Consider the following 24,271-nt stretch of genomic DNA (forward strand, 5'->3'; position numbering starts at 1 on the left):
GACCTGACGACTCATGAACCTGAACCTGCTGACATTCCCCGCGCTCTACTGCGCCACCCTCCTGATGCTTGCCGGCAACGGGCTGTTCTTCAGCTTTATCGGCCTGCGCCTGACCAGCGACGGGGTCGGCGAACTGTGGATCGGTGGCCTGACCGCCGCCTATTACGCCGGCATGGTCTGCGGCGCCAAGTTCGGCCATCGGATGATTGCCGCCGTGGGCCATATCCGCTCTTACGTCGCCTGCGCGGGTGCCGCGACCATGATCGTGCTCCTGCACCTGCTGTTCGAAGATCTGTGGTTGTGGCTGGTGCTGCGCTTCATCACCGGCCTGGTGATGATGAACCAGTACATGGTGATCGAAAGCTGGCTCAACGAGCAGGCGGGCAACCAGCAGCGCGGCGCGGTGTTCGCCGGCTACATGGTGGCGGTCTCCCTGGGCTTGATGCTGGGTCAGAGCGTGCTGATCTGGCGTCCCGAGCTGGACTTCAAGCCTCTGCTGATCGTCGCCCTGTGTTTCGCCGCGTGCCTGATACCCGTCGCCCTGACCCGACGCCTGCACCCGGCCAAGCTAGTGACAGCACCCCTGCAGATCGGCTTTTTCTGGCGCCGGGTGCCGCAAGCCCTGAGCACGGTGTTCATCACCGGACTGCTGGTCGGTTCGTTCTATGCCCTGGCACCGGTGTTCATCACCTTGAGCGGCCTGGACACGGCCCAGGCCGGCACTTTCGTCGCCGTGGCGATCCTGGCCGGGCTGTGCGCCCAGTGGCCGCTCGGCTGGCTTTCGGATCGCCTCGACCGCGCGCGACTGATCCGCGCCTGCGCGCTGCTCCTGTGCCTGGTGACTGTGCCTTTGTGGGGGCTGTTCGGCCTGTCGTTTACCTTCTTGCTGCTGTTCGCCTGCCTCAGCGGCCTGCTGTTGTTCAGCCTCTACCCGCTGGCGGTCGCCCTGGCCAACGACCACATTGAGCAACCCCAACGCGTGGCCCTGAGCGCCATGCTCCTGGCCACCCACGGCGTCGGCGCCTGCCTGGGGCCGCTGCTCAGCGGCGCACTGATGAACCTCTATGGCCACAACGCCTTATACATGGTGTTTTCGCTGTTCGCCCTGCTGCTGGCCTGGCGGGTACAACCGAGCAAGGTCAGCGGGGAGTTCCGGGTCGACGACGCGCCGTTGCAGCACGTGGCCATGCCCGAGCATCCGCCAAGCGTGCAGGCCTCGACCCTTGATCCACGCATCGAGGCTGTGCCCGGGGAGTGGCTGATCCAGGCACCACCGCCCGGTGAACCAGGGCGCAGCACGCTCAAGACCGACGCTGCATCCGCCTGATTCAGGCAGGGTGCAACTGGACGCTGAGCCGAATAGCGCATTTATTCGGCTCATCCCCGAAGAGCCCGCCCATGGACCACCCACGCTGGATCTGGCAACAGCACGGCGCCTGGCCTGGAACTCTCTCTGGAAAGCCGCACCAGTCCACGCAGCGAAGACCTGCCGGAGCGTCTCGGCACCCTGGAAAAACCCCGTGAAACGCTCAAGCCAGGGCCAGTGAAACGCGTGCCAGCGAGCGCTTCTCATTTGCCCGAAACCCCGGTGTCTGCTAGTGTCGCGCCGGTTTAACGTCAACCGGGATAGCCGCCATGGCCCGCAAAAAAGCTGCCTTAGATTTCGAACAATCCCTCGCCGACCTGCAAACCCTGGTCGAGCGTCTGGAGAACGGCGAGCTGTCGCTGGAAGACTCGTTGACCGCCTTTGAACAAGGCATCGGCCTGACCCGTGATTGCCAGGCCGCACTGGCCCAGGCCGAGCAGAAGGTGCAGATCCTGCTGGAGCGCGACGGCGAACTGGCCGAACAACCTTTCGACGCGGAACAGCCAGAATGATTGCCGCTTATCAGGCCACCAGCCAGGCCCGCGTCGACGCTGCAATGCACACCCTGTTCACCGCGCCAAGCCCCGAACTTGCCCGTCTTTATGAAGCCATGCGCTACAGCGTGATGAATGGCGGCAAGCGTGTACGCCCGCTGCTGGCCTACGCCGCCTGCGAGGCCCTGGGCGGCCGGCCCGAGCAAGCCAACGGCGCGGCCTGCGCGGTAGAACTGATTCATGCTTACTCCCTGGTCCACGACGACCTGCCGGCCATGGACGATGACGACTTGCGTCGCGGCCAGCCCACCACCCACAAGGCGTTCGACGAAGCCTGCGCGATCCTCGCCGGCGACGGCCTGCAGAGCCTGGCCTTCAGCGCCCTGCTGGACCCGGGCCTGAGCGACGCCAGCGCGGAGATCCGCCTGCGCATGGTCACCACCCTGGCCCAGGCCGCAGGCCCGGCGGGCATGGTGGGCGGCCAGGCCATCGACCTGGGTTCGGTGGGGCTCAAGCTCGATCAGAAAGCCCTGGAGTACATGCACCGGCACAAGACCGGCGCGCTGATTGAAGCCAGCGTGATTCTCGGGGCCCTGGCCAGCGGCCGGGCCGAGAAAGACGAACTCAAGGCCCTGCAGACCTACGCTCAGGCAGTCGGCCTGGCATTCCAGGTGCAGGACGACATCCTCGACGTCGAAAGCGATACCGCCACCCTGGGCAAGCGCCAGGGTGCCGACATCGCTCGGGACAAACCGACCTACCCGGCGCTGCTGGGCCTGGCCGCAGCCAAGGAATACGCCCTGGAATTGCGGGACCAGGCGCTGCATGCGCTGCGTCCGTTTGACGCAGCGGCCGAGCCCTTGCGCGAGCTGGCGCGGTATATCGTCGAGCGCCGCAGCTGATCGACTCCCGATAGCCGGACCGCATATCGGCCAAGTTCGGCGCTCCGCGTGGGCAGCTTGCGATGCATAAGGTAAACTGCCGCCTCTTTCTATACCTATAACGATTCGCCTGATGCCCACGACGTTTCATGAGATTCCCCGCAAACGCCCTACCACGCCGCTGCTCGACCGTGCCCAGACGCCGGACGGCCTGCGTCGGTTAGGTGAAGCCGAGCTGGAAACCCTGGCCGATGAGTTGCGCCTGGAATTGCTCTACACGGTCGGCCAGACCGGCGGGCATTTCGGTGCCGGCCTCGGGGTCATCGAGCTGACCATTGCGTTGCATTACGTGTTCGACACCCCGGACGACCGGCTGGTGTGGGACGTGGGTCACCAGGCGTATCCGCACAAGATCCTCACCGGTCGTCGCGAACAGATGGCCAGCCTGCGCCAGAAAGACGGCCTGGCGGCCTTCCCGCGGCGCTCCGAGAGCGAGTACGACACCTTTGGCGTCGGCCACTCCAGCACCTCCATCAGCGCCGCCCTGGGCATGGCCATCGCCGCCCGCCTGCAGCACAGCGAGCGCAAGGCCATCGCGGTGATCGGCGACGGCGCCCTGACCGCGGGCATGGCCTTCGAGGCGCTGAACCACGCGCCGGAAGTGGACGCCAACATGCTGGTGATCCTCAACGACAACGACATGTCGATCTCGCGCAATGTCGGCGGGCTGTCCAACTACCTGGCCAAGATCCTCTCCAGCCGCACCTACGCCAGCATGCGCGAAGGCAGCAAGAAAGTGCTGTCGCGCCTGCCCGGTGCCTGGGAAATCGCTCGCCGCACCGAAGAATACGCCAAGGGCATGCTGGTCCCCGGCACCCTGTTCGAAGAACTGGGCTGGAACTACATCGGCCCCATCGACGGCCACGACCTGCCGACCCTGATCGCCACCCTGCGCAACATGCGTGACCTCAAGGGCCCGCAGTTCCTGCATGTGGTGACCAAGAAGGGCAAGGGCTTCGCCCCGGCGGAAGTCGACCCGATCGGCTACCACGCCATCACCAAGCTGGAACCCCTGGATGCTCCGGCGGCCGCACCGAAAAAGGCTGGCGGTCCGAAGTATTCCGGCGTCTTCGGCGAGTGGCTGTGCGACATGGCCGCCGCCGATCCGCGCCTGGTGGGCATCACCCCGGCGATGAAGGAAGGCTCGGACCTGGTGGCCTTCAGCGAGCGTTTCCCGCTGCGCTATTTCGACGTGGCAATTGCCGAGCAACACGCAGTGACCCTGGCAGCCGGCATGGCCTGCGAAGGTGCCAAACCGGTGGTGGCGATCTACTCCACCTTCCTGCAGCGCGGCTATGACCAACTGATCCACGACGTGGCGGTACAGAACCTCGATGTGCTGTTCGCCATCGACCGCGCCGGCCTGGTGGGCGAAGACGGCCCGACCCACGCCGGCAGCTTCGACCTGTCCTACCTGCGTTGCATCCCCGGCATGCTGGTGATGACCCCGAGCGACGAGAACGAGTTGCGCAAGATGCTCAGCACCGGGCACCTGTACAACGGCCCCGCCGCCGTGCGCTACCCGCGCGGCACCGGCCCCAACGCGCCGATCGACAAGGACCTGGAACCGATCGAGATCGGCAAGGGCGTGATCCGCCGTCAAGGCAAGCAAGTGGCCCTGCTGGTATTCGGCGTGCAACTGGCGGAAGCCCTGCAAGTGGCCGAAAAGCTCGACGCCACCGTGGTCGACATGCGCTTCGTCAAACCCCTGGATGAGGCCCTGGTCCGCGAGATCGCCGGTAGCCACGAACTGCTGGTGACCATCGAGGAAAACGCCATCATGGGCGGCGCCGGTGGCGCGGTCAGCGAGTTTTTGGCCCGCGAAAGCATCCTCAAGCCGATCCTGCACCTGGGCTTGCCCGACGCCTACGTCGAGCACGCCAAACCGGCGCAGATGCTTGCCGAATGCGGCCTCGACGAAGCCGGCATCGAAGCTTCGGTGCGCCAGCGCCTGGAACTGCTGGGCCTGTAACCGCCACACTCGAATGCACACGCCCGCCACGCGGGCGTGTGCTGCAAGACCCGACCTTTCGCTGTACGCGGTCAAGGCCGCAGTGCGCTAATGGAATAGCCATGCAACTTGCTCGCTTTGCCCTGCCCCTTTGCCTCCTGCCTTGCACTGAACTCCTGGCCGAGACTCTCGGGCGCGATCAGGCATTGAAACTGTCCGAGACACTGATCAGCACCAACCGCCAGGTACAGGCGCGCAACGACAGTAGCGCGGCGAACACGGTATTCACCCGGGAAGATATCGACCACCTGCAACCCACCAGCCTGACCGACCTGCTGCAACGGGTGCCCGGGGTCCAGGTTGCCCAGAGCGGCGGCCGCGGCAGCCTGCCAGGCATCTTCATTCGCGGCACCAACTCGGCCCAGAGCCTGGTGCTGGTGGATGGCCAGCGCATCAGCAGTTCATCCTCCGGCGACAGCAATCTGCAATTCATCAGCGTCGAGCAGATCGAGCGAGTGGAAGTGCTGCGCGGCTCGCGCTCGGTGATCTACGGCAGCGACGCCATTGGCGGGGTGATCCAGATCTTCACCCGGCGCGGCGCCGAGTCGGGACTGCATGGGCGCATGCGCGTCGCCGCTGGCAGCAACCAGACCTGGGAGCGCAGCCTGGGCCTTTCCGGCGGCGACGCCCAGACCCGCTTCAGCCTCGGCGCCAACCTGGATGAAAGTGCCGGAATCGACTGGACCCACGCCTCCTACCCCAGCGATGCGGATCACGATGGCTACCGCAACCAATCCCTGAGCTTCACCCTCAGCCATGCCCTCAGCGACGACCTGGAAGTGGGCTTCAACCTGCTGGATAACCGAGGCCGCAGTCGTTATGACAACCCGTTCGGCCCGGAGCAGGATCTTTACACCGACTTCACCGTCAGCAGCGTCAGCGGCTTTATCGATGCAATGGTTAATGATCACTGGCAGTCTCGACTGGAACTGGGCCACAGCGAGAACCGCGACCTCAAGCGCGATAAGCTCAGCGACCAAAACAGCGTGTTTAACACCTACCGCGACTCGCTCGCCTGGCAAAACGATCTGCGCCTGAATGCGCAGCACAGCCTGATCCTTGGCGCCGACTGGTATGAGGACCGACTCAATACCGGGCCGGCCTTTTTCATCGGTAGCACCCCGCTGTACTTCGCCGAAGACAGCCGCTGGAATCGTGGAGCCTTTATCCAGCATCGGTTTCAAGGCGAGAGCTTTTCCACCGAACTGGGCCTGCGCCGTGACCAGAACCAGCAGTACAGCAGCCAGAACACCTGGAGCGGCACCCTGACCCTGCCACTGAATCCGGACAACGACCTGCTGCTGTCCTACAGCGAAGGCTTTCGTGCGCCGAACTTCAGCGACCTGTATTACCCAGGCTTCAGCAACCCGGACCTCAAGCCGGAGCACTCCAGGAGCTACGAACTGCAATGGCGCAGCCAACTGACGCCAAGCAGCCGCCTGGAAACATCGGTGTACCGTACCGACATCAGGGACGCGATCATCTTCGACTTCGGCGCGCAGCGCCCGGAGAACATCGGCTCGGCGAGGATCAATGGCCTGGAAACGGCCCTGAAGCAGGAGTGGTTCGGCTGGCAGAGCAGCCTTGGCGCCGCCATCATCGACCCACGCAACCGTCAGAGCGGAGAGCAACTGCCACGCCGAGCCAGGCGCACCCTGAACCTGGATCTGGACCGGCAGTTCGAGCAGTTGGGCCTGGGCGCCAGTTGGCAGTTGGTAAGCGATAGCCGTGAAGATCAAGCTCCGCAGAAGCAGGCGCGACTCGGCGGCTATGGGCTGGTTGGATTGCGCAGCAGCTGGACCGTCAATCGCGAGATCAAACTGGACCTGAAGCTCGACAATTTTTTCGACAAGTCCTACTCCCGAGCGCTCTACAGCTACCAAGGCGGCGACTATGACTACCGCACTGAAGGCCGCACCTGGATGCTCGGCGTGACCTGGACGCCCGAGCTGTAAGATCCGCCGAAGGGGCTCAGCGCTCAGGCGCGATCAAGGCACAGAGCTTGGCCGTCGCCGCGATCATCTGCCCGCTGGGTCGCTCCAGCCCCTTGTCCCTCACCAGCAACAGCCGCCCCTGCTGCACCGCCGTGATCTGCGGCCAGGCCTTCCAGGCATCCAGCTGCCCCTGGGCGGTGGCCAGGATCGCCTGCGGATTACGCTGCAACACCGATTCGATGCTGACCTGGGGCGCCGGCAACGACTGGTCGGCAAACACATTGCGGGCGCCACAGACGCTCAGGGCTTCGCTGATGATCTGGCCACCGCCCACGGTATACAGCGGCCGGTCCCAGACCTGGTAGAACACCGGCAATGCCGGTTCGCGGTGATAGCGGGCACGCAAACCGGCCAGTTGCCCGTCCAACTCGGCGGCCAGTTTACGAGCGGCCGCCGAGCGCCCCAGACGCTCGCCGATTTCGGCGATCTGCGCCGTCAGTTGCTTGAAGTCATGAGGCTCGGCGACATAAGTGGGGATCCCCAGGCGCGCCAGCTGATCGCGCTGGACCGGGCCGATGCTGCCCGGCCAGAGCAAAAGCAAATCCGGTCGAAGGCTCAGCAGACGCTCGATATCCAACTGGCCGTAACGCCCTACCGAAGGCAGGTCCTTGAGCGGTGCCGGCCGCTCACCGGCATCCAGCACGCCCACCAGCAAGTCGGAAGCCCCCAGCTCGACGACGATTTCCGAGAGTGACGGCGCCAGGCTGACCACCCGCTGCGCCGCCAGTGCCGGTGTGCCGACCAGCAGGCACAGGACCGCCAGCCAGCGCCACATCAGCCGAGCTGACGAGGAATACGGTAGAGGTAGAACAGCACTGCGGTGGACAGGGCCAGGAGCATCAGCGGCACCGCTTCCAGGCCGACGAACACCGCCAGGGCACCGATCCAGGCTGGCAAGGATGCCGCCAGGAAGGCGGCACGACGACGGGCCGCCAGGGTGATCCAGGCGGCAGGTTCCTCAGGGGTATCCAGGGCCTTGCCAGCGGCGATCAAGGCATGTTTGTAGCCGTTGAAAAAACGCAGGCTGACGAACATCGAGGCCGTACCGGCGATAAAGAATGGCATCGTCAGCACTGGCATCAAGGCCTCGCCCTGACCAAACACCAGGTTGATCACAAACAGCGGCAGCAAGGCCAGGGCCAGGTATTGCCACCAGCTTACGGTCAGACGCCGTTTGACTTGACCCCGAGTCACGCGCGGTCGACCTCGCCCTGGTGCTCGTTGCCCATCATGTGGTCGAGCTTGCTGGCCTTGGTCGCCAGGTACAGCTTGTTGTGGGGGTTGTGCCCGGTGTGCAGCGGCACCCGCTCGGCAACCTGGATGCCCATCTCGGTCAACGCTTTGACCTTGCGCGGGTTGTTGGTCATCAGGCGTAGGGACTTGACCCCCAGATGCTCGAGCATCGGCAGGCACATGCCGTAGTCACGCTGATCCGCGGCAAAGCCCAGGCGCTCGTTGGCTTCCACGGTATCGGCGCCACCATCTTGCAGCTCATAGGCACGGATCTTGTTCAGCAGGCCAATACCGCGACCTTCCTGACGCAGGTACAGCAATACGCCGCGACCTTCCCGGGCGATGGCCCGCAGGGCGGCTTCCAGCTGCGAGCCGCAATCGCAACGCTGGCTGAACAGGGCGTCGCCGGTCAGGCATTCGGAGTGCAGGCGACCGAGAACCGGCGCGCCATCGGCGATGTCCCCCAGGCTGAGCACGACGTGCTCGCGACCGGTGGCTTCATCGAGAAAACCATGCATGGTGAATTGCGCAAAAGGCGTAGGCAGCTTGGAAGCGGCAACAAAAACGACGGGCACTGTTGTGCTCCTGATCTGTATGAGGACTGGAGATTCGCAGAGGCGGCATTGTAACAGCAGCCTCCACTGCACGCTTAGGCTGAATTATCGGAGATAAAGATCGATAAGTTTGATCAACGGACCGCCGGACGCGGACTCCCATCAAAGGGATAAGGCTGCTTCCAACGCTCGAAGATTGGCCGTAATCGCCCTGTACTCACCAACTGCGCCATGCGCTGGTCATACAGCTCGCGCATTTCCCGGCCCCGGGGATTACTGGCAAACCCCAGGTACAGCGGCAGCTCGGCCAAATGGGTGCGCTTGAACTGGCTCGGGTCCTGAGCCTGGCTCAACACATAATCGATCTCGGTCTGGGCATCGATATAGTAGTCGGCGCGACTGTAGAGCAGCATCGGCAGGATACCGACACGGCGCCGGATCTCGTTGTAGCGGCGAACATTGGGCAGGTAGTCCTGGTACTTGTAGCCACGCACCCAGACCAGCCGGTAACTGCCGAGCGTCGCCAGGCTCAGTTCCGGACTGCTCGCCAGGCCCAGGGCGTAGATGTGGTCCGTGTCGTAGTTCCAGTGCGGGTACAACACGCCCGGCGATTCGTCGCGATAAGCCCCAACCTGTGCATCCACCTCGCCGCGCTGCACCAACCCGACCGAACGGGTATAAGGCACGCTGCAACGCTCGATGGTGATTCCCACGGGCTCGAAGACTTCGCGCAGGATGGCCCAGGCCAACCCATCGCCGTCGGCCTCGGTGTATTCGCTCCAGACCTCACTGGCGATGCGAATCTGCCCGGATGGCGCCTGCAGCTCGCCGGCCCGGACGCTGCAACAGCTCCAGGCAACCAGCAACACCAGCAGCACGCGGCAGACATCCATGCCTAATTCCTCAGTTGAAGCACCACACCAGCCCTTGCATCGCCAACCAGGCAAACACGCCAGCCAGCACATCATCGAGCATGATGCCGACACCGCCATGCACATGCCGGTCGACCCAGCGAATCGGCCACGGCTTGAGAATGTCGAAGAAACGGAACATTAAAAACCCCGCCAACAGCCAGTACCAGCCCTCGGGCACCAGCCACAGGGTGATCCACATACCGACCATTTCGTCCCAGACGATACCTTCGTGGTCATGCACCCGCAGATCGTCGGCGACCTTGCCGCACAGCCAGAAGCCGAACAGCATGGTGACGCCGAGCATCAGCCAGTAGCCCCAGTCCGGCAACATCTGCCACAGCGGGATAAAGGGTAGTGCAACCAGCGAGCCCCAGGTGCCTGGCGCCTTGGGCAAGGTGCCGGAACCAAAACCGAACGCCAGGAAATGCCAGGGATTACGCCAGACCGACGGCGGTACGAACTCCGCCGGGACCTGTTTGGGATGATCTGTCACGGTGTCTCCGCAAAGTGTTGATAACCCCGGGTGCCGGGGGTGATGTCCTGGCCGCCGGCGTCCAGCAGGGTCACACCCTGCCCGGCCACCACTTGCCCCACCACCTGCACCGGCCAACCAGCCGCCAACAGCGGCGCCAGCTCGGCAGGCGGCAAGGTAAAGGCCAAGACATAGTCATCGCCGCCACTCAAGGCCGCAGCGCGGGCACCCTGTTCTCCAAGAAAGCTCAACAATGCTGGCGACAGTGGCAGTTTCTCCACCTCCACCTGCAAGGCGACCTTCGAAGCGGCCGCGATATGCCCGCAATCGGCCAGCAGGCCATCGGAGATATCCAGGGCCGAGGTGGCCTTGCCCCGCAGTGCCTGGCCCAGGGCCAATTGCGGTTGCGGTGACCAGTAGTGAGCCAGCAAGGGGGCGGCGATGCTTGCATCAGCGCTGCGCTGGCCCAGGACCAGCGGCAGGGCTCCGGCGGCATTGCCCAGCTCACCGCCGACGCACAGCAAATCACCCACACGGGCACCACTGCGGGTCAGGGCAAGGCCTGCGGGCACTCGCCCGAAGACGGTCAGGGTCAAGGTCAGCGAGCCACGAGTGGTGTCGCCACCGATCAGGCGCACGTCGCAACTCTGGGCCATGGCGTTCAGGCCACGGGCATAGGCCTGCAGCCAATCGGCGCTTACCGTCGGCAGGGTCAGGGCAAGGGTAAAGGCCAGCGGGGTGGCGCCCATGGCAGCCAGATCGCTGACAGCCACCGCCAGGGAGCGTTGGCCTAAAAGATAGGGGTCGCAGGGATCGGCGAAATGCACACCGGCCACCAGGGTGTCGGTGGAAATCGCCAACTGCTCGCCCGAAGCAACCGCCAGCAAGGCGCAGTCGTCACCAATCCCCAGGGCAACACCCTCGCCGCCTTGCGCACAAGGCGCGGCAGCGAAGAAGTTACGGATCAGCTCAAACTCGCCCATGGCAGCTGCAAGCGCGGTTCAGCGCTTGAACGCCTTCACTTCAGCTTCACGCAGGCGTGGGGCCAGCTTGTCGAGAACACCGTTGACGAACTTGTGGCCGTCGGTGGAACCGAAAACCTTGGCCAGTTCGATACCTTCGTTGATCACAACGCGGTACGGCACGTCGACGCGCTTGAGCAGTTCCCAGGTGGACAGCCGCAGGACCGCCAGTTCAACCGGGTCCAGCTCATCGATGGCCAGGTCCAGGCAAGGCACGAGCGCGTTGTCGATCTCGTTCTTGTTGGCCGGAACTCCATGCAGGATCTCCCGGAAGTAGGCGCCGTCGATGTCAGTGAAATCGTTGTCGACCCGAAACTGCGCTTCGATCTCGTTCAGCGAATGCTTGGCCATGTGCCATTGGTACAGCGCCTGGGTCGCGAGCTGACGGGCTTCGCGACGCTTGGCGCTCTTGGATGGCTTGCCGGCGTTGGCAGGCTTGGGATCGCGCGGGTTGAAACGATCGCTATCGTCGCTAATCACTTGGCCTCCAACTGCGCCAGCAGGCTGACCATTTCCAGGGCGGACAAGGCAGCTTCGGCCCCTTTGTTGCCGGCCTTGGTGCCGGAACGTTCGATGGCTTGTTCGATCGAATCAACGGTCAGCACGCCGAAGGCCACTGGCACGCCGAACTCCATGGACACCTGGGCCAGGCCCTTGGTGCATTCGCCGGCTACGTATTCGAAGTGCGGAGTACCGCCACGAATGACCGCGCCCAGGGCGATGATCGCCGCGTATTCACCCTTCTGTGCGACTTTCTGCGCGACCAACGGAATTTCGAAGGCGCCAGGGGCACGGATGATGGTGATGTCGCTTTCGCTCACGCCATGGCGAACCAGGGCGTCAACCGCGCCGCTGACCAGGCTTTCGACGACGAAGCTGTTGAAACGGCCGACCACCAGGGCATAGCGGCCTTTAGGGGCGATGAAGGTACCTTCGATGGTCTTCAGGGTCATTCGACAAATCTCTTAAAGAGCCAGAGCGTGTCTAGCACACGCTCTTCAGTGATATTTGAACCGCGAATTTCAAGCCGGAAACGACCGGCTTTTATTCGGAGGGCACGTATTCTACAACTTCCAGGTCGAAACCGGATATCGCATTAAACTTCATCGGCGCACTCATCAGGCGCATTTTGCGGACGCCCAGATCGCGAAGGATCTGCGAACCGGCACCGACGATGCTGTAGGTGGTGGGTTTCTTCACCGGCTGGTGTTCCGCGGTTTCACGGATGTGCGCCAGCAGTACATCGCCATCCAGCGGGTGACCCAACAACAGCACCACGCCACTGCCGGCCTCGGCCACTTTGACCATGGCCGCGCGCAGGCTCCAGCGGCCCGGCTGCTTGACCATCAGCAAGTCGCGCAGCGGGTCCATGTTATGCACGCGCACCAGGGTCGGCTCTTCAGCACAGATATCGCCCAGGGTCAGGGCCATGTGCACGTCGCCTTCCACCGAATCACGATAGGTCACCAGGTTGAACTGGCCCAGTTCGCTGTCCAGGGGCTGCTCGGCAATCCGCTGAACGGTACGTTCGTGGATCATCCGGTAGTGAATCAGGTCGGCGATGGTACCGATCTTGATGTTGTGTTCAGCGGCGAAGGCTTCCAGTTCGGTACGACGGGACATGGTGCCGTCGTCGTTCATCACTTCGCAGATCACCCCGCTTGGCTCGAAACCGGCCATGCGCGCCAGGTCGCAGGCGGCTTCGGTGTGGCCGGCACGGGCCAGGGTACCGCCGGGTTGGGCCATCAGCGGGAAGATGTGACCCGGGCTGACGATGTCCTCGGGCTTGGCGTCCTTGGCCGCTGCCGCTTGTACGGTACGCGCACGGTCAGCGGCAGAGATGCCGGTGGTCACGCCTTCGGTGGCCTCGATGGAGACGGTGAACTTGGTGCCGAAGCCGGAACCGTTGCGCGGCGCCATCAGCGGCAGCTTGAGCAGCTCGCAGCGCTCGCGGCTCATGGGCATGCAGATCAGGCCACGGGCGTGCTTGGCCATGAAGTTGATGTGCTCGGCCTTGCAGCACTCGGCGGCCATGATCAGGTCGCCTTCGTTCTCGCGGTCTTCGTCATCCATGAGGATGACCATCTTGCCTTGGCGGATGTCTTCAACCAGTTCTTCGATGCTGTTGAGCGCCACGCGGCACCCCCTTGAGTCAGGATTTGAGATAGCCGTTAGCGGCCAGAAAACTTTCGGTAATGCTGCTGCCGGTGGTGGCTTCGGCCGCCTTGTCACCCAACAGCAGGCGTTCCAGGTAGCGCGCCAGAAGGTCGACCTCGAGGTTGACCTGCCGACCCGGCCGGTAGTCGGCCATGATGGTTTCCGCCAGGGTGTGGGGCACGATGGTCAGCTCGAACTCGGCGCCATTCACCGCGTTGACCGTCAGGCTGGTGCCGTCGACGGTGATCGAGCCTTTATGGGCGATGTACTTGGCCAGCTCCTTCGGCGCACGGATACGGAACTGAATGGCCCGGGCATTTTCTTCCCGCGCCACCACTTCGCCGACACCGTCGACGTGACCGCTGACCAGGTGACCGCCCAGGCGGGTGGTCGGGGTCAGGGCTTTCTCCAGGTTGACCCGGCTGCCGGCCTTCAACTGATGGAAGGCCGTGCAATCGAGGGTCTCACGGCTGACATCGGCCCAGAAACCGTCACCCGGCAACTCGACTGCGGTCAGGCAGACGCCGTTCACCGCGATGCTGTCGCCCAGTTTGACGTCGGCCAGATCAAGCTTGCCGGTTTCTACATAGACCCGCACATCTCCGCCTTTTGGGGTCAATGCGCGAATGCTGCCGATGGATTCGATGATGCCGGTGAACATGGAGTCCTCCTCGAGAACAGGGCCGCCGGGTAGGCGAAAGTCGGGAATTATACGCTCGCTGGCGGGGTCGGGATGGCAGTGACTCGCCAGTCATCGCCCACTGCACGCATTTCAATGATCTTGAGCAACGGTGCCTCGCTCATCTGCGCCAGCGGCCAGTCCAGCAACGGCCGCGCCGAGGAACCGAGGAACTTGCCGGCGACGAAGATCTGGTACTCGTCCACCAGCCCCTGCTGGGCAAAGGCTCCCGCCAGCCGCGGGCCGGCTTCCACCAGCACTTCGTTGACGCCACGGGCGGCCAGCTCCAACAGCAAGCGATGCAGGTCGACCTGGCCATCGGGGCCGGGAACGATCAGGCACTCCGGGCCGTTGGCATATTGCTCTTCCACGGCCGCACAGGTGGCCACCAACACCGGTCCGGCCTTGAAGAACGGCGCGTCGAGAGGCACCCGCAAACGGCCATCGATCAACACCCGCAGCGGTGGGCGACTCATGGCCAGGGCAGTCTGCTCAGGGTCCAGGCCCAGCTCAGCGGCGCGCACGGTCAGCCGGGCGTCATCCGCCAGCACTGTGTCGGCACCAGTCAGCACCACCGAAGATTCGGCCCGCAGACGCTGCACCGCGGAGCGGGCAGCAGGCCCGGTAATCCATTGGCTCTCGCCACTGGCCATGGCAGTGCGACCGTCGAGACTCATCGCCAGCTTGACCCGCACATAAGGCAGGCCGTGCTCCATGCGTTTCAGGAAACCCTTGTTGATCCCCCGGGCCTCGGCTTCCAGCACTCCGCTGTGGGTGTCGATGCCGGCCTGGGCCAGACGCTGCAAGCCGCGCCCGGCCACTTCCGGGTTCGGGTCCTGCATCGCCGCAACCACCCGCGCCACCCCGGCATTGACCAGGGCATCGGCGCAAGGCGGTGTGCGGCCGTGATGGCTGCAAGGCTCGAGAGTCACATAGGCCGTGGCGCCACGGGCCAGTTCCCCGGCGGCACGCAGGGCATGGACTTCAGCGTGGGGTTCACCAGCCCGCACATGCCAGCCTTCGCCTACCACCTGGCCGTCGCGAACGATGACACAGCCGACGCGGGGGTTGGGATGGGTGGAGTACCGGCCCTTGCGCGCCAGTTCCAGGGCACGGGCCATGTAGTGCGCGTCGAGTACCGCTTGCTCCGGGGACAGGCTCATTGCTTGGCCGGCTCGCGGGCGAGACGGTCGATCTCTTCGCGGAATTCGTTGAGGTCCTGGAAACGTCGATAGACCGAAGCGAAACGGATATAGGCGACTTCATCGAGCTTCTGCAGCTCGGTCATCACCAGTTCACCCACGACCAGGGATTTGACTTCGCGCTCGCCAGTGGCCCGCAGCTTATGCTTGATGTGCACCAGCGCCGCCTCCAGACGCTCGACACTGACCGGGCGTTTTTCCAGGGCGCGCTGCATGCCGGCGCGCAGTTTTTCTTCGTCGAAGGGCTGACGGCTGCCGTCAGTCTTGATCAGGCGCGGCATCACCAGTTCGGCAGTTTCGAAGGTGGTGAAACGTTCACCACAGGCCAGGCATTCACGCCGGCGGCGCACCTGTTCGCCCTCGGCGACCAGACGCGAGTCGATGACCTTGGTGTCGTTGGCACCGCAGAAGGGACAGTGCATGGTGGCAGGCAACAAAAAAAGGGAGGGCCATGGTAGCGCATCCCACTGGCAAGACAAGCCATAGCCTTTACGGTATACAGACCGACTATTATGTTTCGCACATGGACATTCGCCTTGTTGGAGCTTCAGATGCCGCTCAGACCGCTCGTTTTGCTCAGTCTCGTCAGCCTGCTGGTCGCTTGCAGCAGCGATGCCCCAAAACCTGCGGCCCCCTCTTCTTCACAGCAACAGACCACGCAAAAAAATCAGGAACCTGCCGATCTTGGGCCCTTGCCGGCCTACCAGCGCGAACTGAGCGGTACCCTCGACGGGGTGCCGGCCGGCGCCAACGTCGAACTGGCGCTGTTAGTAATCGATGAGCGCGGCCGTCCGCAACGCTTGCTGGCCAGCAACAACTTGACCGGTACCAACCAGGCCCTGCCCTTTCGCCTGCGTTTCGCTCCCGACGCCTTCCCCGCCGGCGCCCGGGTCGAACTGCGCGGCCGCGCCAGCCAATCCGGCCAGTTGATCCTGCACCTGCCGGCAGTACGCATCGACCAACCCACCACCCAGGCCCTGGGACCACTGCAATTCGTCAAAGCCCCATGAAGGTACCGCTCGACCTGCAAGACGCCCTCAGCGAGCTGCTGGGTGATGCGCAACTGGTGGCCTGCGAGCTGCCCGACACGCGCCTGAAACTCTGGCTGATCGACGCCCAGAACATGGACCGCGCCTTCACCCCGGAAGAAACCCGACGCATTCTCCATGAACCGCCTTACTGGAGTTTCTGCTGGGCCAGCGGCCTGGCCCTGGCCCGTTACCTGGCCGAACACCCGCACTGGGTGCAAGGCAAGCGGGTGCTGGACTTCGGTGCCGGCTCCGGGGTGGCGGCGATTGCCGCGGCCAAGGCCGGTGCCCTGGAAGTGGTGGCTTGCGACCTCGACCCACTGGCCATCGCCGCCTGCCGGGCCAACGCCGCACTCAACGACGTCGATCTGAGCTATTCAACGGACTTTTTCGCCGAGGCTGATCGCTTCGACCTGATCCTGGTGGCGGACGTGCTCTATGACCGAGCCAACCTGCCGCTGCTGGATGAATTCCTCAGCCGCGGCCGCGAAGCCCTGGTGGCGGATTCCCGGGTCAGGGACTTCCAGCACCCGCTGTATCAGCGCCTGGAAATGCTCAACGCCCTGACGCTGCCTGACCTGGCCGAGCCTTGGGAGTTTCGCAATGTGAGCCTGTATCACGCGCAGCGGCCATTCACCGGCGACCCGGCTGCCACGGGCAATAGCGATCTACTTCGCGCAACTTTATAGTGGTTCCATTCCCGCTTATTCGAGATACCCCATGAGTCAGGACACGCCGTATATCTTCGACGCCCGCACCGCTGATTTCGACCAGTCGGTGATCGAGAATTCCTTCCACAAACCGGTCCTGGTGGACTTCTGGGCAGAATGGTGCGCGCCCTGCAAGGCGCTGATGCCGATGCTGCAACAGATCGCCGAGAGCTATCAGGGCGAGTTGCTGCTGGCCAAGGTCAACTGCGATATCGAGCAGGACATCGTCGCCCGCTTCGGCATCCGCAGCCTGCCCACCGTGGTGCTGTTCAAGGACGGTCAACCGGTGGACGGCTTTGCCGGCGCACAACCGGAATCCGCAGTACGGGCGATGCTCGAACCCCATGTGCAGATGCCGCCACCCCCTGCCGCCGACCCGCTGGAGCAGGCCGAAGCCTTGTTCAGCGACGGCCGGATCGGCGACGCCGAGGCCCTTCTCAAAGTGCTGCTGGGGGAAGACAACAGCAACGCCAGGGCCCTGATTCTCTACGCCCGCTGCCTGGCCGAGCGCGGCGAACTGGGCGAAGCCCAGACCGTGCTCGACGCGGTCAAGAGCGATGAACACAAGGCCGCCCTGGCCGGTGCCAAGGCGCAGATCACCTTCCTCAAGCAGGCCGCGGACCTGCCGGATGCCGCCGACCTCAAGACGCGCCTGGCCAAGGACCCGCTGGACGACGAGGCAACCTACCAGCTGTCGATCCAGCAACTGGCCCGCCAGCAATACGAAGCGGCGCTGGAAGCCTTGATCAAACTCTTCATGCGCAACCGCAGCTACAACGAAGGCATTGCCCACAAGACCCTGCTGCAAGTTTTCGACCTGTTGGGCAACGATCACCCATTGGTGACCGCGTATCGCCGCAAACTGTTCGCCGCGCTGTACTGAGACTGATCTGCCGGCTGATGGAGGAGCTGGCTTGCCAGCGAAAGGGTTCTGACAGACAGAACCCATTGGCCAGCAAGCTGGCTCCTACAGGATCATTGCACCCAGCTGTAGAGCGGCGTATCGGCGCCGCTGATCACCTTGACCTCGGCGCAGTGGCGCAAGCGCACCAGCAAACGCTTGCCCGCCGCCGCGCTGCCGGTCAGCCCCTGCAACTGCTCCAGCAACTCGGGCCCGCTGATCTGGCCCGCCTTGCGCAACAGATCCTTGGCGGTCTGCCACAACGCATCGTCCTGACTGGCCGGCCGGGTAGCTACCGCGACACTTTCAGGCTTGGCCGCCTGCAACTGCGCGCCCAGTTGCGCCCAATCGCCTTCGTCCAGTTCCAGGGTCAAATCCACCGGCCAATCGCCGATGCTTCCACGAATCCGCAACATCGCTGTGCTCCCACATTTTTCTGACGAGCATGCTCCCACGCGTCTTGCGCAACGCCAAGCAGGCGGTCAAACTCTGCGGCCTATTGTTATAAGATCACATAACATTTATTTCATCTTCGCCCTGGAGACTTGCTATGCGCCGTCTGCTACTCGCCCTGCCCTTCGCCCTGTTGCCGCTGGCCGTTGCCCAGGCCGCGCAAGCCCATGATCACGAGCATGAACACGGCAGCCTCGGCGCCCATGAACACGGCGTGGCCCGTTTGAACGCGGTGCTCGACGGCCAGGCCCTGGAGCTGGAACTGGAAAGCCCGGCGATGAACCTGGTGGGGTTCGAACACGCCCCCAGCACCGACGCCGACAAGGCCAAGGTCGCTGCCGCCCGCACTCAACTGGAACAGCCCCTGGTGCTGTTCAGCCTGCCCAAGGCCGCCGCCTGCACAGTGGCCAAACAGGAACTGGAGAGCCCGCTGTTCGGCGACAAGCCCGAAGCCGATGACCACGATGACGATGACAAGGACGCGGCAGGTCATGAACATCACCACGAACACAGCGAGATCCACGCTCACTACCAGTTCACCTGCGCCAAGCCGGACGCCCTGAAGCACCTCGACCTGGAACAAGTCTTCAAGACCTTCCCCGCCACCCAGAAAATTCAGGTACAACTGATTTCGCCAAACGGCCAGCAAGGTGTCGAAGCCACCGCCAAGGCTGCCACCCTGAAGTTCTAAGCGCTGCGCCTGTAGCCGCGGCTTCCAGCGGCGGCTACACCACTCACTGCATGATCGGCCCAACATGACCCAAGCACTCATCGAACTGTCCGACCTGGGCTTCAGCTGGCCCGGCCACCCTCAGTTGCTGGACATCCCGAGTTTCCGCCTGGAAGCCGGCGAAACACTGTTCCTCAAGGGCCCCAGCGGCAGCGGCAAGACCACGCTGCTGGGCTTGCTGGGCGGGGTACAGAAACCCAATCAGGGCAGCATCCGCCTGCTGGGCCAGGAGCTGACCGAGCTGGCCGCCGGAGCACGTGACCGCTTTCGCGTCGATCACACCGGCTACATCTTCCAGCAGTTCAACCTGCTGCCGTTTCTCTCGGTACGCGAGAACGTCGAACTGCCCTGCCACTTCTCCAGACTGCGGGCCAGCCGCGCCATTCAGCGCCACGGCAGCGTCGATCAGGCGGCTGCCACTTTGCTGGCCCATCTGGGTCTGAAGGACCCCGACCTGCTCGGCCGTCGTGCCGACTCGCTGTCCATCGGCCAACAGCAACGGGTCGCCGCCGCCAGGGCCCTGATCGGCCAGCCAGAGCTGGTGATCGCCGACGAACCCACCTCGGCGCTGGACTACGACGCCCGGGAAGCTTTCATCCAACTGCTCTTCGCCGAGTGCCGTGAGGCTGGAGCCAGCCTGCTGTTCGTCAGCCATGACCAGAGCCTGGCGCCGCTGTTTGATCGCAACCTGTCGCTGGCCGAACTCAATCGCGCCGCCACGCCCGCAGAGGTCTGAGATGTATCTGTTCCGTCTAGCCATGGCCAGCCTGGCTAACCGCCGCTTCACCGCGATCCTCACCGCCTTCGCCATTGCTCTCTCGGTCTGCCTGCTGCTGGCGGTGGAACGGGTCCGCACCGAAGCCCGGGCCAGTTTCGCCAGCACCATCAGCGGCACCGACCTGATCGTCGGCGCCCGCTCCGGCTCGGTGAACCTGCTGTTGTACTCGGTGTTTCGCATCGGCAACGCCACCAACAACATCCGCTGGGACAGCTTCGAGCACTTCGCCAACAACCCTAAGGTGAAGTGGGCGATCCCGATTTCGCTCGGTGACTCCCATCGTGGCTACCGGGTCATGGGCACCACCGAGGCCTACTTCCAGCACTACCAGTACGGTCATCAGCAGAGCCTGCAACTGGCCGTGGGCCGGGCTTTCGCCAGTGATCCTTTCGAGGTGGTACTGGGGGCCGAAGTCGCCGATGCCCTGCACTACAAACTTGGCGACAAGCTGGTGCTGGCCCACGGCGTGGCGGCCATCAGCCTGGTCAAGCATGACGACAAGCCCTTCACCGTGGTGGGTATCCTCAAGCGCACCGGTACTCCGGTGGACCGCACGCTGCACATCAGCCTGGGCGGTATGGAGGCGATCCACATCGACTGGCACAACGGCGTGCCGGCCCGTGGCGACGGTCGTATTACTGCCGATCAGGCGCGCAACTTGGACCTGACGCCCCAGGCGATCACCGCCTTCATGCTTGGCCTCAACAGCAAGATTTCGACCTTCGCCCTGCAACGGGAGATCAACGAATTTCGTGGCGAGCCGATGCTGGCGATCCTGCCCGGCGTGGCCCTGCAGGAACTCTGGAGTCTGATGGGCACCGCCGAGAAAGCCTTGTTTGTGGTGTCGCTGTTCGTGGTTCTTACCGGCCTGATCGGCATGCTCACGGCAATCCTCACCAGCCTCAACGAGCGTCGCCGGGAGATGGCCATCCTGCGTTCGGTAGGCGCCCGTCCCTGGCATATTGCAACATTGCTGGTACTAGAAGCCTTTGCCCTGGCACTGTTCGGGGTCCTGGCCGGTCTGGGCCTGCTGTACCTGGGCATCGCCCTGGCCCAGGGCTACGTGCAATCGAACTACGGCCTGTACCTGCCGCTGTCCTGGCCCAGCCAGTATGAGTGGACGTTGCTGGGCGGTATCCTGATCGCCGCGCTGCTGATGGGCAGCGTGCCGGCCTGGCGCGCCTACCGGCAATCCCTGGCCGATGGCCTGTCGATTCGTTTATGAGCACCGCTTTATGAAAGCCCAACGCCTGCTGCGCCCCCTGCTTGCCCTGTCGCTGCTGATCGCCACGCCGCTGTGGGCGGCCGGAGCGCCGAAGGATCTGACCTGGTCGGAAATGATCCCGCCGGACGCGCCGCCGGAAGTGCCGAACATGCAGCCGCTGCACGACCTGTCGCAGATGAGCGATGCACTGGCCGCCGAATCGGCCCCCGCCGCCAAGCAGGACCTGCCCAATGCGCCGGTGGTGAAGAGCCTGGACGGCCAGACGGTGCGCCTGCCCGGCTATATAGTGCCCCTGGAAGTAAACGAGGAAGGCCGCACCACGGAATTTCTCCTGGTGCCCTACTTCGGCGCCTGCATCCACGTGCCACCCCCGCCGTCGAACCAGATCGTCCACGTCACCAGCGAGCTCGGAGTAAAACTCGACGAGCTGTATCAGCCTTACTGGATCGAGGGCGCCATGCAGGTCAAACCCTCTACCAGCGAGCTGGCGGACGCCGGCTACCAGATGGCGGCGCAGAAGATCTATGTCTATGAGTTGCAGGAGTGAGTGCAGCAGCGGTGCCGGCTCGGACAGGGTTCGGGCACCAGGCCAAAAGAGTGCAGAACAAAAGAATAGTTCAGCCCTGCCACCGGGGTTCGCCATTTCATTGAGCTGAGTCAAGGCAGTCAACTTGACGATCCTTACCATTGGACATAGCCAATTTGAATCGTCCTTTGGAGCTCCCATGCACAAGTCTCTGCTTAGCGCTTCCCTGATCGCGCTCGCACTCGCCGCCCCGATTGCCAACGCCCATGAAGCTGGCGATATCCTGATCCGCGCCGGTGCCATTACCGTCAATCCAAAAGCCAACAGCTCCGACGTCAAGGTCGACAGCGGCCCGTTGGCCGGCGCCAACCTGGGCGGCAAGGCGACCATGAGCAGCGACACTCAGCTGGGTCTGAACTTCGCCTACATGGTGACCAATAACGTCGGTATCGAACTGCTGGCCGCCACTCCGTTCGAACACGATGTGAAGATCAAGGACACCTCCCTGGCCGCCGCCAACGGCAAGCTCGGTACCCTCAAACACCTGCCGCCGACCCTGAGCGTTGTGTACTACCCGCTGGATAGCAAATCGGCGTTCCAACCCTACGTCGGTGCCGGTATCAACTACACCTGGATCTACGACGAGCACGTCGGCAGCCGCGCCCAGGCCGCAGGTTTCGACAATTTCCGCGCCAAGAACTCCTGGGGCCTGGCCTGGCAGGTCGGTGCCGACTACATGCTGACCGACAAGATCATGGTCAACGCCCAGGTGCGCTACATCGATATCGATACCCGTGCGTATGTGGATAACAACGCCCTGGCCGCCGGCACCCGTGCCAAGGTCAATGTCGACGTTGATCCTTGGGTCTACATGGTGGGTCTGGGCTACAAGTTCTAAGCCCGCCGACAATAAAAAAGGCGCCTCGAAAGGCGCCTTTTTCATGCCTGCACTTTCCCTCAGCGCCCCATCAGGCGGGCGAGGCCGACACTCATCGGAGTCGGCTCGGGAAACGTGAAGCGCTGCAGCAGACGCTGGTTGCTGGCGCGGGAATGACGGATGTCACCGGCCCGGGCCGGACCGTAGCTGATGGCAGGCAATTCGCCGACCACCTCGGCCAGGGCCGCAAGCATCTGCTTGAGGGTGGTGGCCTGATTCAGGCCGACGTTGACCGCCCCCACTTCCAGCTGCGGTGCCTCGACGGCCTGCACCAGCACCTGCACCAGATCACCGACGTAAACAAAGTCCCGCGTCTGCTCGCCATCGCCGAACACGGTAATGGGCAGCCCCTGTTGGGCCCGCTCGCTAAAGATGCTGATGACCCCGGAATAGGGCGAGGAAGGGTCCTGACGCGGGCCGAAGATATTGAAGAAGCGGAAGATCGCCGGCTCCAGGCCATGCTGGCGCCGATAGAAATCAAAATAATGCTCGCTGGCCAGCTTGTCCGCCGCATAAGGGGTCAGCGGCGCCTTGGCCGTGTCCTCATCAATGGACTGGCCTTCGCCGTTGTTGCCGTACACGGCCGCGCTGGAGGCGAACAACACCCGCTTGACGCCGCACTGGCGCATGGCCTCGCAGACATTCAGGGTGCCGATGAAATTGCTCTGGTGAGTCTGCACCGGATCGTCCACCGAGGCCTGTACCGAGGCCACCGCCGCCAGATGCGCTACGGCGCAACAGCCTTGCATGGCACGGCTCACCAGCCCCGCGTCGGCGACGTCGCCCTCGATCAGTTCTACCCGCGGGTCGTCCAGCGGCAGGTTGCTCGGTTTGCCAGTGGACAAGTCGTCCAGCACCCGCACCGAGTAGCCCTTGGCGAGTAGGGCGTCGGTCAGGTGCGAACCAATGAAACCGGCGCCGCCGGTGATCAATACAGGGCCATCAGCCATGACGATAAAACCTATCCAGTAAGGCCGGGAGCGCGGCACGCCAGGCGCGCGGCTTGATCCCGAAGGTATGAAGAATCTTCTTGCAGGCCAGCACCGCGTGCTGCGGTTCTTCGGCAGCATCGCCACAAGCGGCATGGGCCTGGGCAGTCGGGGCCTCGATGGCCAGCGGGTGCAGTTGCCGTGCTTCCGTCAGCACCGCCTGGCCCAGAGCCAGGGGCGTGGTCGCTTCCTGGCCGGCATAGTGATAGGTGCCCCACAGCGGCGCGGCACAATCGAGCTGCTTGAGCACCGAGATGATCACCCGCGCGGCGTCGTCCACCGGGGTCGGATTGCCCCGACGGTCGTCCGCCATCAACAGTTCTTCCGGGGATTCGGCCCGGGCCAGGAAACGCCCGAGAATGCCGTCGGAGCTGTCGTCCAGCAACCAGCCGAAACGCAGCAAGACGTGCTGCGGACAGGTGGCGCGAACGCTCTGCTCGATCCGCCACAGTGCCTGACCGCGCAGCCCCAGGGGCACCGGCTCGTCTTTCTCGCTGTAGGCGGTGGCCCGGGAACCGTCGAACACTCGATAGCTCGAAGGCTGCGCAAGAATGATGTTGTGATGCTGGCAAAGCTCCGCCAGCCGTTCGACCGCGCGCTCCTGAGCACTCAGGCGTGCCTCGCTCACCGTCTCCGCCTGAAACCAGTCGAAGTAGTAAGCCAGGTTGATCAAGGCATCCGGGCGGGTGTCGTCGAGCAGTTGCGTGAGGCTCGCGGCATCCCAACCGTCTTGCGGCGGACGGGGGGCGAGGAAACCGATGTCCTCCTCCGCACCCAGGCGAATCAGCGCCTGCCCAAGGGCATTTCCGCCGCCCAGTAACATAAGGCGCATTCGCATAGAGTCAGCAGGCCCAGTCTGTTCAGAACGATGGTTTGGATCGGCCAGTCCCGTGGGTTTGACCGTCGAGAATTGCCGGAATCGTTGCATTTTGCGGGTTTGTGGCGCAAGCGTCAC

Annotated in this window: 28 protein-coding genes; 13 read left to right on the top strand and 15 right to left on the bottom strand. The window is 63.8% G+C overall.

Annotated features, from left to right (window positions below; translation table 11 throughout):
• Window positions 1-13: 13 nt before the first annotated feature.
• The 5 genes from Q8O96_RS26490 to Q8O96_RS26510 all read left to right on the top strand — a co-directional run bounded on the left by Q8O96_RS26490 (window position 14) and on the right by Q8O96_RS26510 (window position 6,767).
• Window positions 14-1,327 carry an MFS transporter gene (locus tag Q8O96_RS26490; protein ID WP_207815992.1) on the top strand — a complete coding sequence of 438 codons (1,314 nt, stop codon included), beginning with the start codon at window positions 14-16 and terminating at the stop codon, window positions 1,325-1,327.
• A 308-nt stretch (window positions 1,328-1,635) separates the two neighbouring features.
• On the top strand, window positions 1,636-1,878 hold the full coding sequence (locus Q8O96_RS26495; RefSeq protein ID WP_011063724.1) for an exodeoxyribonuclease VII small subunit: 243 nt from the start codon (window positions 1,636-1,638) through the stop codon (window positions 1,876-1,878).
• Window positions 1,875-2,762: a polyprenyl synthetase family protein gene (locus Q8O96_RS26500; protein WP_102882371.1), complete on the top strand. Its 888-nt coding sequence runs from the start codon at window positions 1,875-1,877 to the stop codon at window positions 2,760-2,762. The genes Q8O96_RS26495 and Q8O96_RS26500 overlap by 4 nt, the downstream gene beginning before the upstream one ends.
• A gap of 112 nt (window positions 2,763-2,874) precedes the next feature.
• Window positions 2,875-4,773, top strand: coding sequence for a 1-deoxy-D-xylulose-5-phosphate synthase (gene dxs / locus Q8O96_RS26505; RefSeq protein ID WP_207815990.1), 1,899 nt, complete (start codon window positions 2,875-2,877; stop codon window positions 4,771-4,773).
• Between the two features lie 101 nt (window positions 4,774-4,874).
• A complete protein-coding gene (locus Q8O96_RS26510; protein WP_305949731.1) occupies window positions 4,875-6,767 on the top strand; it encodes a TonB-dependent siderophore receptor in 1,893 nt (630 codons plus the stop codon).
• 16 nt (window positions 6,768-6,783) lie between these two features.
• On the opposite strand, the gene Q8O96_RS26515 is transcribed toward Q8O96_RS26510, so the two are convergent.
• From Q8O96_RS26515 to nrdR, 12 genes are all read right to left on the bottom strand, one after another.
• The gene (locus Q8O96_RS26515; protein ID WP_305949732.1) at window positions 6,784-7,581 is read right to left on the bottom strand and encodes a cobalamin-binding protein; all 798 of its coding nucleotides are present in this window, start codon (window positions 7,579-7,581) and stop codon (window positions 6,784-6,786) included.
• Window positions 7,581-8,000 carry an MFS transporter gene (locus Q8O96_RS26520; protein ID WP_305949733.1) on the bottom strand — a complete coding sequence of 140 codons (420 nt, stop codon included), beginning with the start codon at window positions 7,998-8,000 and terminating at the stop codon, window positions 7,581-7,583. The genes Q8O96_RS26515 and Q8O96_RS26520 overlap by 1 nt, the downstream gene beginning before the upstream one ends.
• Window positions 7,997-8,614 carry a GTP cyclohydrolase II gene (gene ribA / locus Q8O96_RS26525; RefSeq protein ID WP_102865295.1) on the bottom strand — a complete coding sequence of 206 codons (618 nt, stop codon included), beginning with the start codon at window positions 8,612-8,614 and terminating at the stop codon, window positions 7,997-7,999. The genes Q8O96_RS26520 and ribA overlap by 4 nt, the downstream gene beginning before the upstream one ends.
• 113 nt (window positions 8,615-8,727) lie before the next feature.
• Window positions 8,728-9,486 carry an ABC transporter substrate-binding protein gene (locus tag Q8O96_RS26530; protein WP_102865294.1) on the bottom strand — a complete coding sequence of 253 codons (759 nt, stop codon included), beginning with the start codon at window positions 9,484-9,486 and terminating at the stop codon, window positions 8,728-8,730.
• Window positions 9,487-9,496: 10 nt separating this feature from the next.
• Complete coding sequence (locus tag Q8O96_RS26535; RefSeq protein WP_102865293.1) at window positions 9,497-10,000, bottom strand: phosphatidylglycerophosphatase A; 504 nt, start codon at window positions 9,998-10,000, stop codon at window positions 9,497-9,499.
• On the bottom strand, window positions 9,997-10,962 hold the full coding sequence (gene thiL / locus Q8O96_RS26540; RefSeq protein WP_102865292.1) for a thiamine-phosphate kinase: 966 nt from the start codon (window positions 10,960-10,962) through the stop codon (window positions 9,997-9,999). Before thiL ends, Q8O96_RS26535 begins: the two co-directional genes overlap by 4 nt.
• 18 nt (window positions 10,963-10,980) lie before the next feature.
• A complete protein-coding gene (gene nusB, locus Q8O96_RS26545; protein ID WP_102865291.1) occupies window positions 10,981-11,481 on the bottom strand; it encodes a transcription antitermination factor NusB in 501 nt (166 codons plus the stop codon).
• Window positions 11,478-11,954 carry a 6,7-dimethyl-8-ribityllumazine synthase gene (gene ribE / locus Q8O96_RS26550; protein ID WP_003185938.1) on the bottom strand — a complete coding sequence of 159 codons (477 nt, stop codon included), beginning with the start codon at window positions 11,952-11,954 and terminating at the stop codon, window positions 11,478-11,480. Before ribE ends, nusB begins: the two co-directional genes overlap by 4 nt.
• Before the next feature lie 91 nt (window positions 11,955-12,045).
• Window positions 12,046-13,137 carry a bifunctional 3,4-dihydroxy-2-butanone-4-phosphate synthase/GTP cyclohydrolase II gene (ribBA, locus tag Q8O96_RS26555; RefSeq protein WP_102865290.1) on the bottom strand — a complete coding sequence of 364 codons (1,092 nt, stop codon included), beginning with the start codon at window positions 13,135-13,137 and terminating at the stop codon, window positions 12,046-12,048.
• 16 nt (window positions 13,138-13,153) lie between these two features.
• Entirely contained in the window at window positions 13,154-13,819 is a 666-nt protein-coding gene (locus tag Q8O96_RS26560) for a riboflavin synthase (protein ID WP_102865289.1), read from the bottom strand.
• Window positions 13,820-13,866: 47 nt separating this feature from the next.
• A complete protein-coding gene (ribD, locus tag Q8O96_RS26565; RefSeq protein ID WP_102865288.1) occupies window positions 13,867-15,000 on the bottom strand; it encodes a bifunctional diaminohydroxyphosphoribosylaminopyrimidine deaminase/5-amino-6-(5-phosphoribosylamino)uracil reductase RibD in 1,134 nt (377 codons plus the stop codon).
• On the bottom strand, window positions 14,997-15,461 hold the full coding sequence (nrdR, locus tag Q8O96_RS26570; RefSeq protein WP_019095943.1) for a transcriptional regulator NrdR: 465 nt from the start codon (window positions 15,459-15,461) through the stop codon (window positions 14,997-14,999). Before nrdR ends, ribD begins: the two co-directional genes overlap by 4 nt.
• Before the next feature lie 129 nt (window positions 15,462-15,590).
• Here nrdR and Q8O96_RS26575 point away from each other — a divergent pair, with 129 nt between their 5' ends.
• The 3 genes from Q8O96_RS26575 to trxA are packed head-to-tail and all read left to right on the top strand — an operon-like array spanning window position 15,591 to window position 17,660.
• On the top strand, window positions 15,591-16,049 hold the full coding sequence (locus tag Q8O96_RS26575) for a hypothetical protein (RefSeq protein ID WP_102865287.1): 459 nt from the start codon (window positions 15,591-15,593) through the stop codon (window positions 16,047-16,049).
• Window positions 16,046-16,756 carry a methyltransferase gene (locus tag Q8O96_RS26580; RefSeq protein ID WP_102865286.1) on the top strand — a complete coding sequence of 237 codons (711 nt, stop codon included), beginning with the start codon at window positions 16,046-16,048 and terminating at the stop codon, window positions 16,754-16,756. Before Q8O96_RS26575 ends, Q8O96_RS26580 begins: the two co-directional genes overlap by 4 nt.
• Window positions 16,757-16,787: 31 nt before the next feature.
• Complete coding sequence (gene trxA / locus Q8O96_RS26585) at window positions 16,788-17,660, top strand: thioredoxin (RefSeq protein WP_305949734.1); 873 nt, start codon at window positions 16,788-16,790, stop codon at window positions 17,658-17,660.
• 92 nt (window positions 17,661-17,752) lie between these two features.
• Here trxA and Q8O96_RS26590 read toward each other — a convergent pair whose 3' ends face one another.
• Complete coding sequence (locus Q8O96_RS26590; RefSeq protein WP_102882381.1) at window positions 17,753-18,094, bottom strand: hypothetical protein; 342 nt, start codon at window positions 18,092-18,094, stop codon at window positions 17,753-17,755.
• A gap of 134 nt (window positions 18,095-18,228) precedes the next feature.
• Here Q8O96_RS26590 and Q8O96_RS26595 point away from each other — a divergent pair, with 134 nt between their 5' ends.
• From Q8O96_RS26595 to Q8O96_RS26615, 5 genes are all read left to right on the top strand, one after another.
• Window positions 18,229-18,822, top strand: coding sequence for a DUF2796 domain-containing protein (locus Q8O96_RS26595; protein ID WP_115581035.1), 594 nt, complete (start codon window positions 18,229-18,231; stop codon window positions 18,820-18,822).
• A gap of 64 nt (window positions 18,823-18,886) precedes the next feature.
• Complete coding sequence (locus Q8O96_RS26600) at window positions 18,887-19,597, top strand: ABC transporter ATP-binding protein (protein WP_102865282.1); 711 nt, start codon at window positions 18,887-18,889, stop codon at window positions 19,595-19,597.
• Window position 19,598: 1 nt separating this feature from the next.
• Entirely contained in the window at window positions 19,599-20,864 is a 1,266-nt protein-coding gene (locus tag Q8O96_RS26605) for an ABC transporter permease (RefSeq protein ID WP_102865281.1), read from the top strand.
• A 25-nt stretch (window positions 20,865-20,889) separates the two neighbouring features.
• On the top strand, window positions 20,890-21,411 hold the full coding sequence (locus Q8O96_RS26610) for a DUF3299 domain-containing protein (RefSeq protein WP_102865508.1): 522 nt from the start codon (window positions 20,890-20,892) through the stop codon (window positions 21,409-21,411).
• A 178-nt stretch (window positions 21,412-21,589) separates the two neighbouring features.
• The gene (locus tag Q8O96_RS26615; RefSeq protein ID WP_041120027.1) at window positions 21,590-22,288 is read left to right on the top strand and encodes an OmpW family protein; all 699 of its coding nucleotides are present in this window, start codon (window positions 21,590-21,592) and stop codon (window positions 22,286-22,288) included.
• Between the two features lie 59 nt (window positions 22,289-22,347).
• On the opposite strand, the gene Q8O96_RS26620 is transcribed toward Q8O96_RS26615, so the two are convergent.
• Both Q8O96_RS26620 and Q8O96_RS26625 read right to left on the bottom strand, forming a co-directional pair.
• The gene (locus Q8O96_RS26620) at window positions 22,348-23,277 is read right to left on the bottom strand and encodes an NAD-dependent epimerase/dehydratase family protein (RefSeq protein WP_305949735.1); all 930 of its coding nucleotides are present in this window, start codon (window positions 23,275-23,277) and stop codon (window positions 22,348-22,350) included.
• The gene (locus tag Q8O96_RS26625) at window positions 23,270-24,154 is read right to left on the bottom strand and encodes a sugar nucleotide-binding protein (protein ID WP_102865279.1); all 885 of its coding nucleotides are present in this window, start codon (window positions 24,152-24,154) and stop codon (window positions 23,270-23,272) included. The genes Q8O96_RS26620 and Q8O96_RS26625 overlap by 8 nt, the downstream gene beginning before the upstream one ends.
• Between the last annotated feature and the right edge of the window lie 117 nt (window positions 24,155-24,271).

Origin of the sequence: Pseudomonas sp. LPH60 (assembly GCF_030718165.1) — a bacterium.
GTDB lineage: Bacteria > Pseudomonadota > Gammaproteobacteria > Pseudomonadales > Pseudomonadaceae > Aquipseudomonas > Aquipseudomonas danubii.

Bases quoted from the DNA above. Each gene is read 5' to 3' on its own strand.
- Q8O96_RS26490 (WP_207815992.1), top strand. From the start codon at position 14: ATGAACCTGAACCTGCTGACATTCCCCGCGCTCTACTGCGCCACCCTC.
- Q8O96_RS26495 (WP_011063724.1), top strand. From the start codon at position 1,636: ATGGCCCGCAAAAAAGCTGCCTTAGATTTCGAACAATCCCTCGCCGAC.
- Q8O96_RS26500 (WP_102882371.1), top strand. From the start codon at position 1,875: ATGATTGCCGCTTATCAGGCCACCAGCCAGGCCCGCGTCGACGCTGCA.
- dxs (WP_207815990.1), top strand. From the start codon at position 2,875: ATGCCCACGACGTTTCATGAGATTCCCCGCAAACGCCCTACCACGCCG.
- Q8O96_RS26510 (WP_305949731.1), top strand. From the start codon at position 4,875: ATGCAACTTGCTCGCTTTGCCCTGCCCCTTTGCCTCCTGCCTTGCACT.
- Q8O96_RS26515 (WP_305949732.1), bottom strand. From the start codon at position 7,581: ATGTGGCGCTGGCTGGCGGTCCTGTGCCTGCTGGTCGGCACACCGGCA.
- Q8O96_RS26530 (WP_102865294.1), bottom strand. From the start codon at position 9,486: ATGGATGTCTGCCGCGTGCTGCTGGTGTTGCTGGTTGCCTGGAGCTGT.
- thiL (WP_102865292.1), bottom strand. From the start codon at position 10,962: ATGGGCGAGTTTGAGCTGATCCGTAACTTCTTCGCTGCCGCGCCTTGT.
- ribE (WP_003185938.1), bottom strand. From the start codon at position 11,954: ATGACCCTGAAGACCATCGAAGGTACCTTCATCGCCCCTAAAGGCCGC.
- Q8O96_RS26560 (WP_102865289.1), bottom strand. From the start codon at position 13,819: ATGTTCACCGGCATCATCGAATCCATCGGCAGCATTCGCGCATTGACC.
- ribD (WP_102865288.1), bottom strand. From the start codon at position 15,000: ATGAGCCTGTCCCCGGAGCAAGCGGTACTCGACGCGCACTACATGGCC.
- nrdR (WP_019095943.1), bottom strand. From the start codon at position 15,461: ATGCACTGTCCCTTCTGCGGTGCCAACGACACCAAGGTCATCGACTCG.
- Q8O96_RS26575 (WP_102865287.1), top strand. From the start codon at position 15,591: ATGCCGCTCAGACCGCTCGTTTTGCTCAGTCTCGTCAGCCTGCTGGTC.
- Q8O96_RS26580 (WP_102865286.1), top strand. From the start codon at position 16,046: ATGAAGGTACCGCTCGACCTGCAAGACGCCCTCAGCGAGCTGCTGGGT.
- trxA (WP_305949734.1), top strand. From the start codon at position 16,788: ATGAGTCAGGACACGCCGTATATCTTCGACGCCCGCACCGCTGATTTC.
- Q8O96_RS26590 (WP_102882381.1), bottom strand. From the start codon at position 18,094: ATGTTGCGGATTCGTGGAAGCATCGGCGATTGGCCGGTGGATTTGACC.
- Q8O96_RS26595 (WP_115581035.1), top strand. From the start codon at position 18,229: ATGCGCCGTCTGCTACTCGCCCTGCCCTTCGCCCTGTTGCCGCTGGCC.
- Q8O96_RS26600 (WP_102865282.1), top strand. From the start codon at position 18,887: ATGACCCAAGCACTCATCGAACTGTCCGACCTGGGCTTCAGCTGGCCC.
- Q8O96_RS26605 (WP_102865281.1), top strand. From the start codon at position 19,599: ATGTATCTGTTCCGTCTAGCCATGGCCAGCCTGGCTAACCGCCGCTTC.
- Q8O96_RS26615 (WP_041120027.1), top strand. From the start codon at position 21,590: ATGCACAAGTCTCTGCTTAGCGCTTCCCTGATCGCGCTCGCACTCGCC.
- Q8O96_RS26620 (WP_305949735.1), bottom strand. From the start codon at position 23,277: ATGGCTGATGGCCCTGTATTGATCACCGGCGGCGCCGGTTTCATTGGT.
- Q8O96_RS26625 (WP_102865279.1), bottom strand. From the start codon at position 24,154: ATGCGAATGCGCCTTATGTTACTGGGCGGCGGAAATGCCCTTGGGCAG.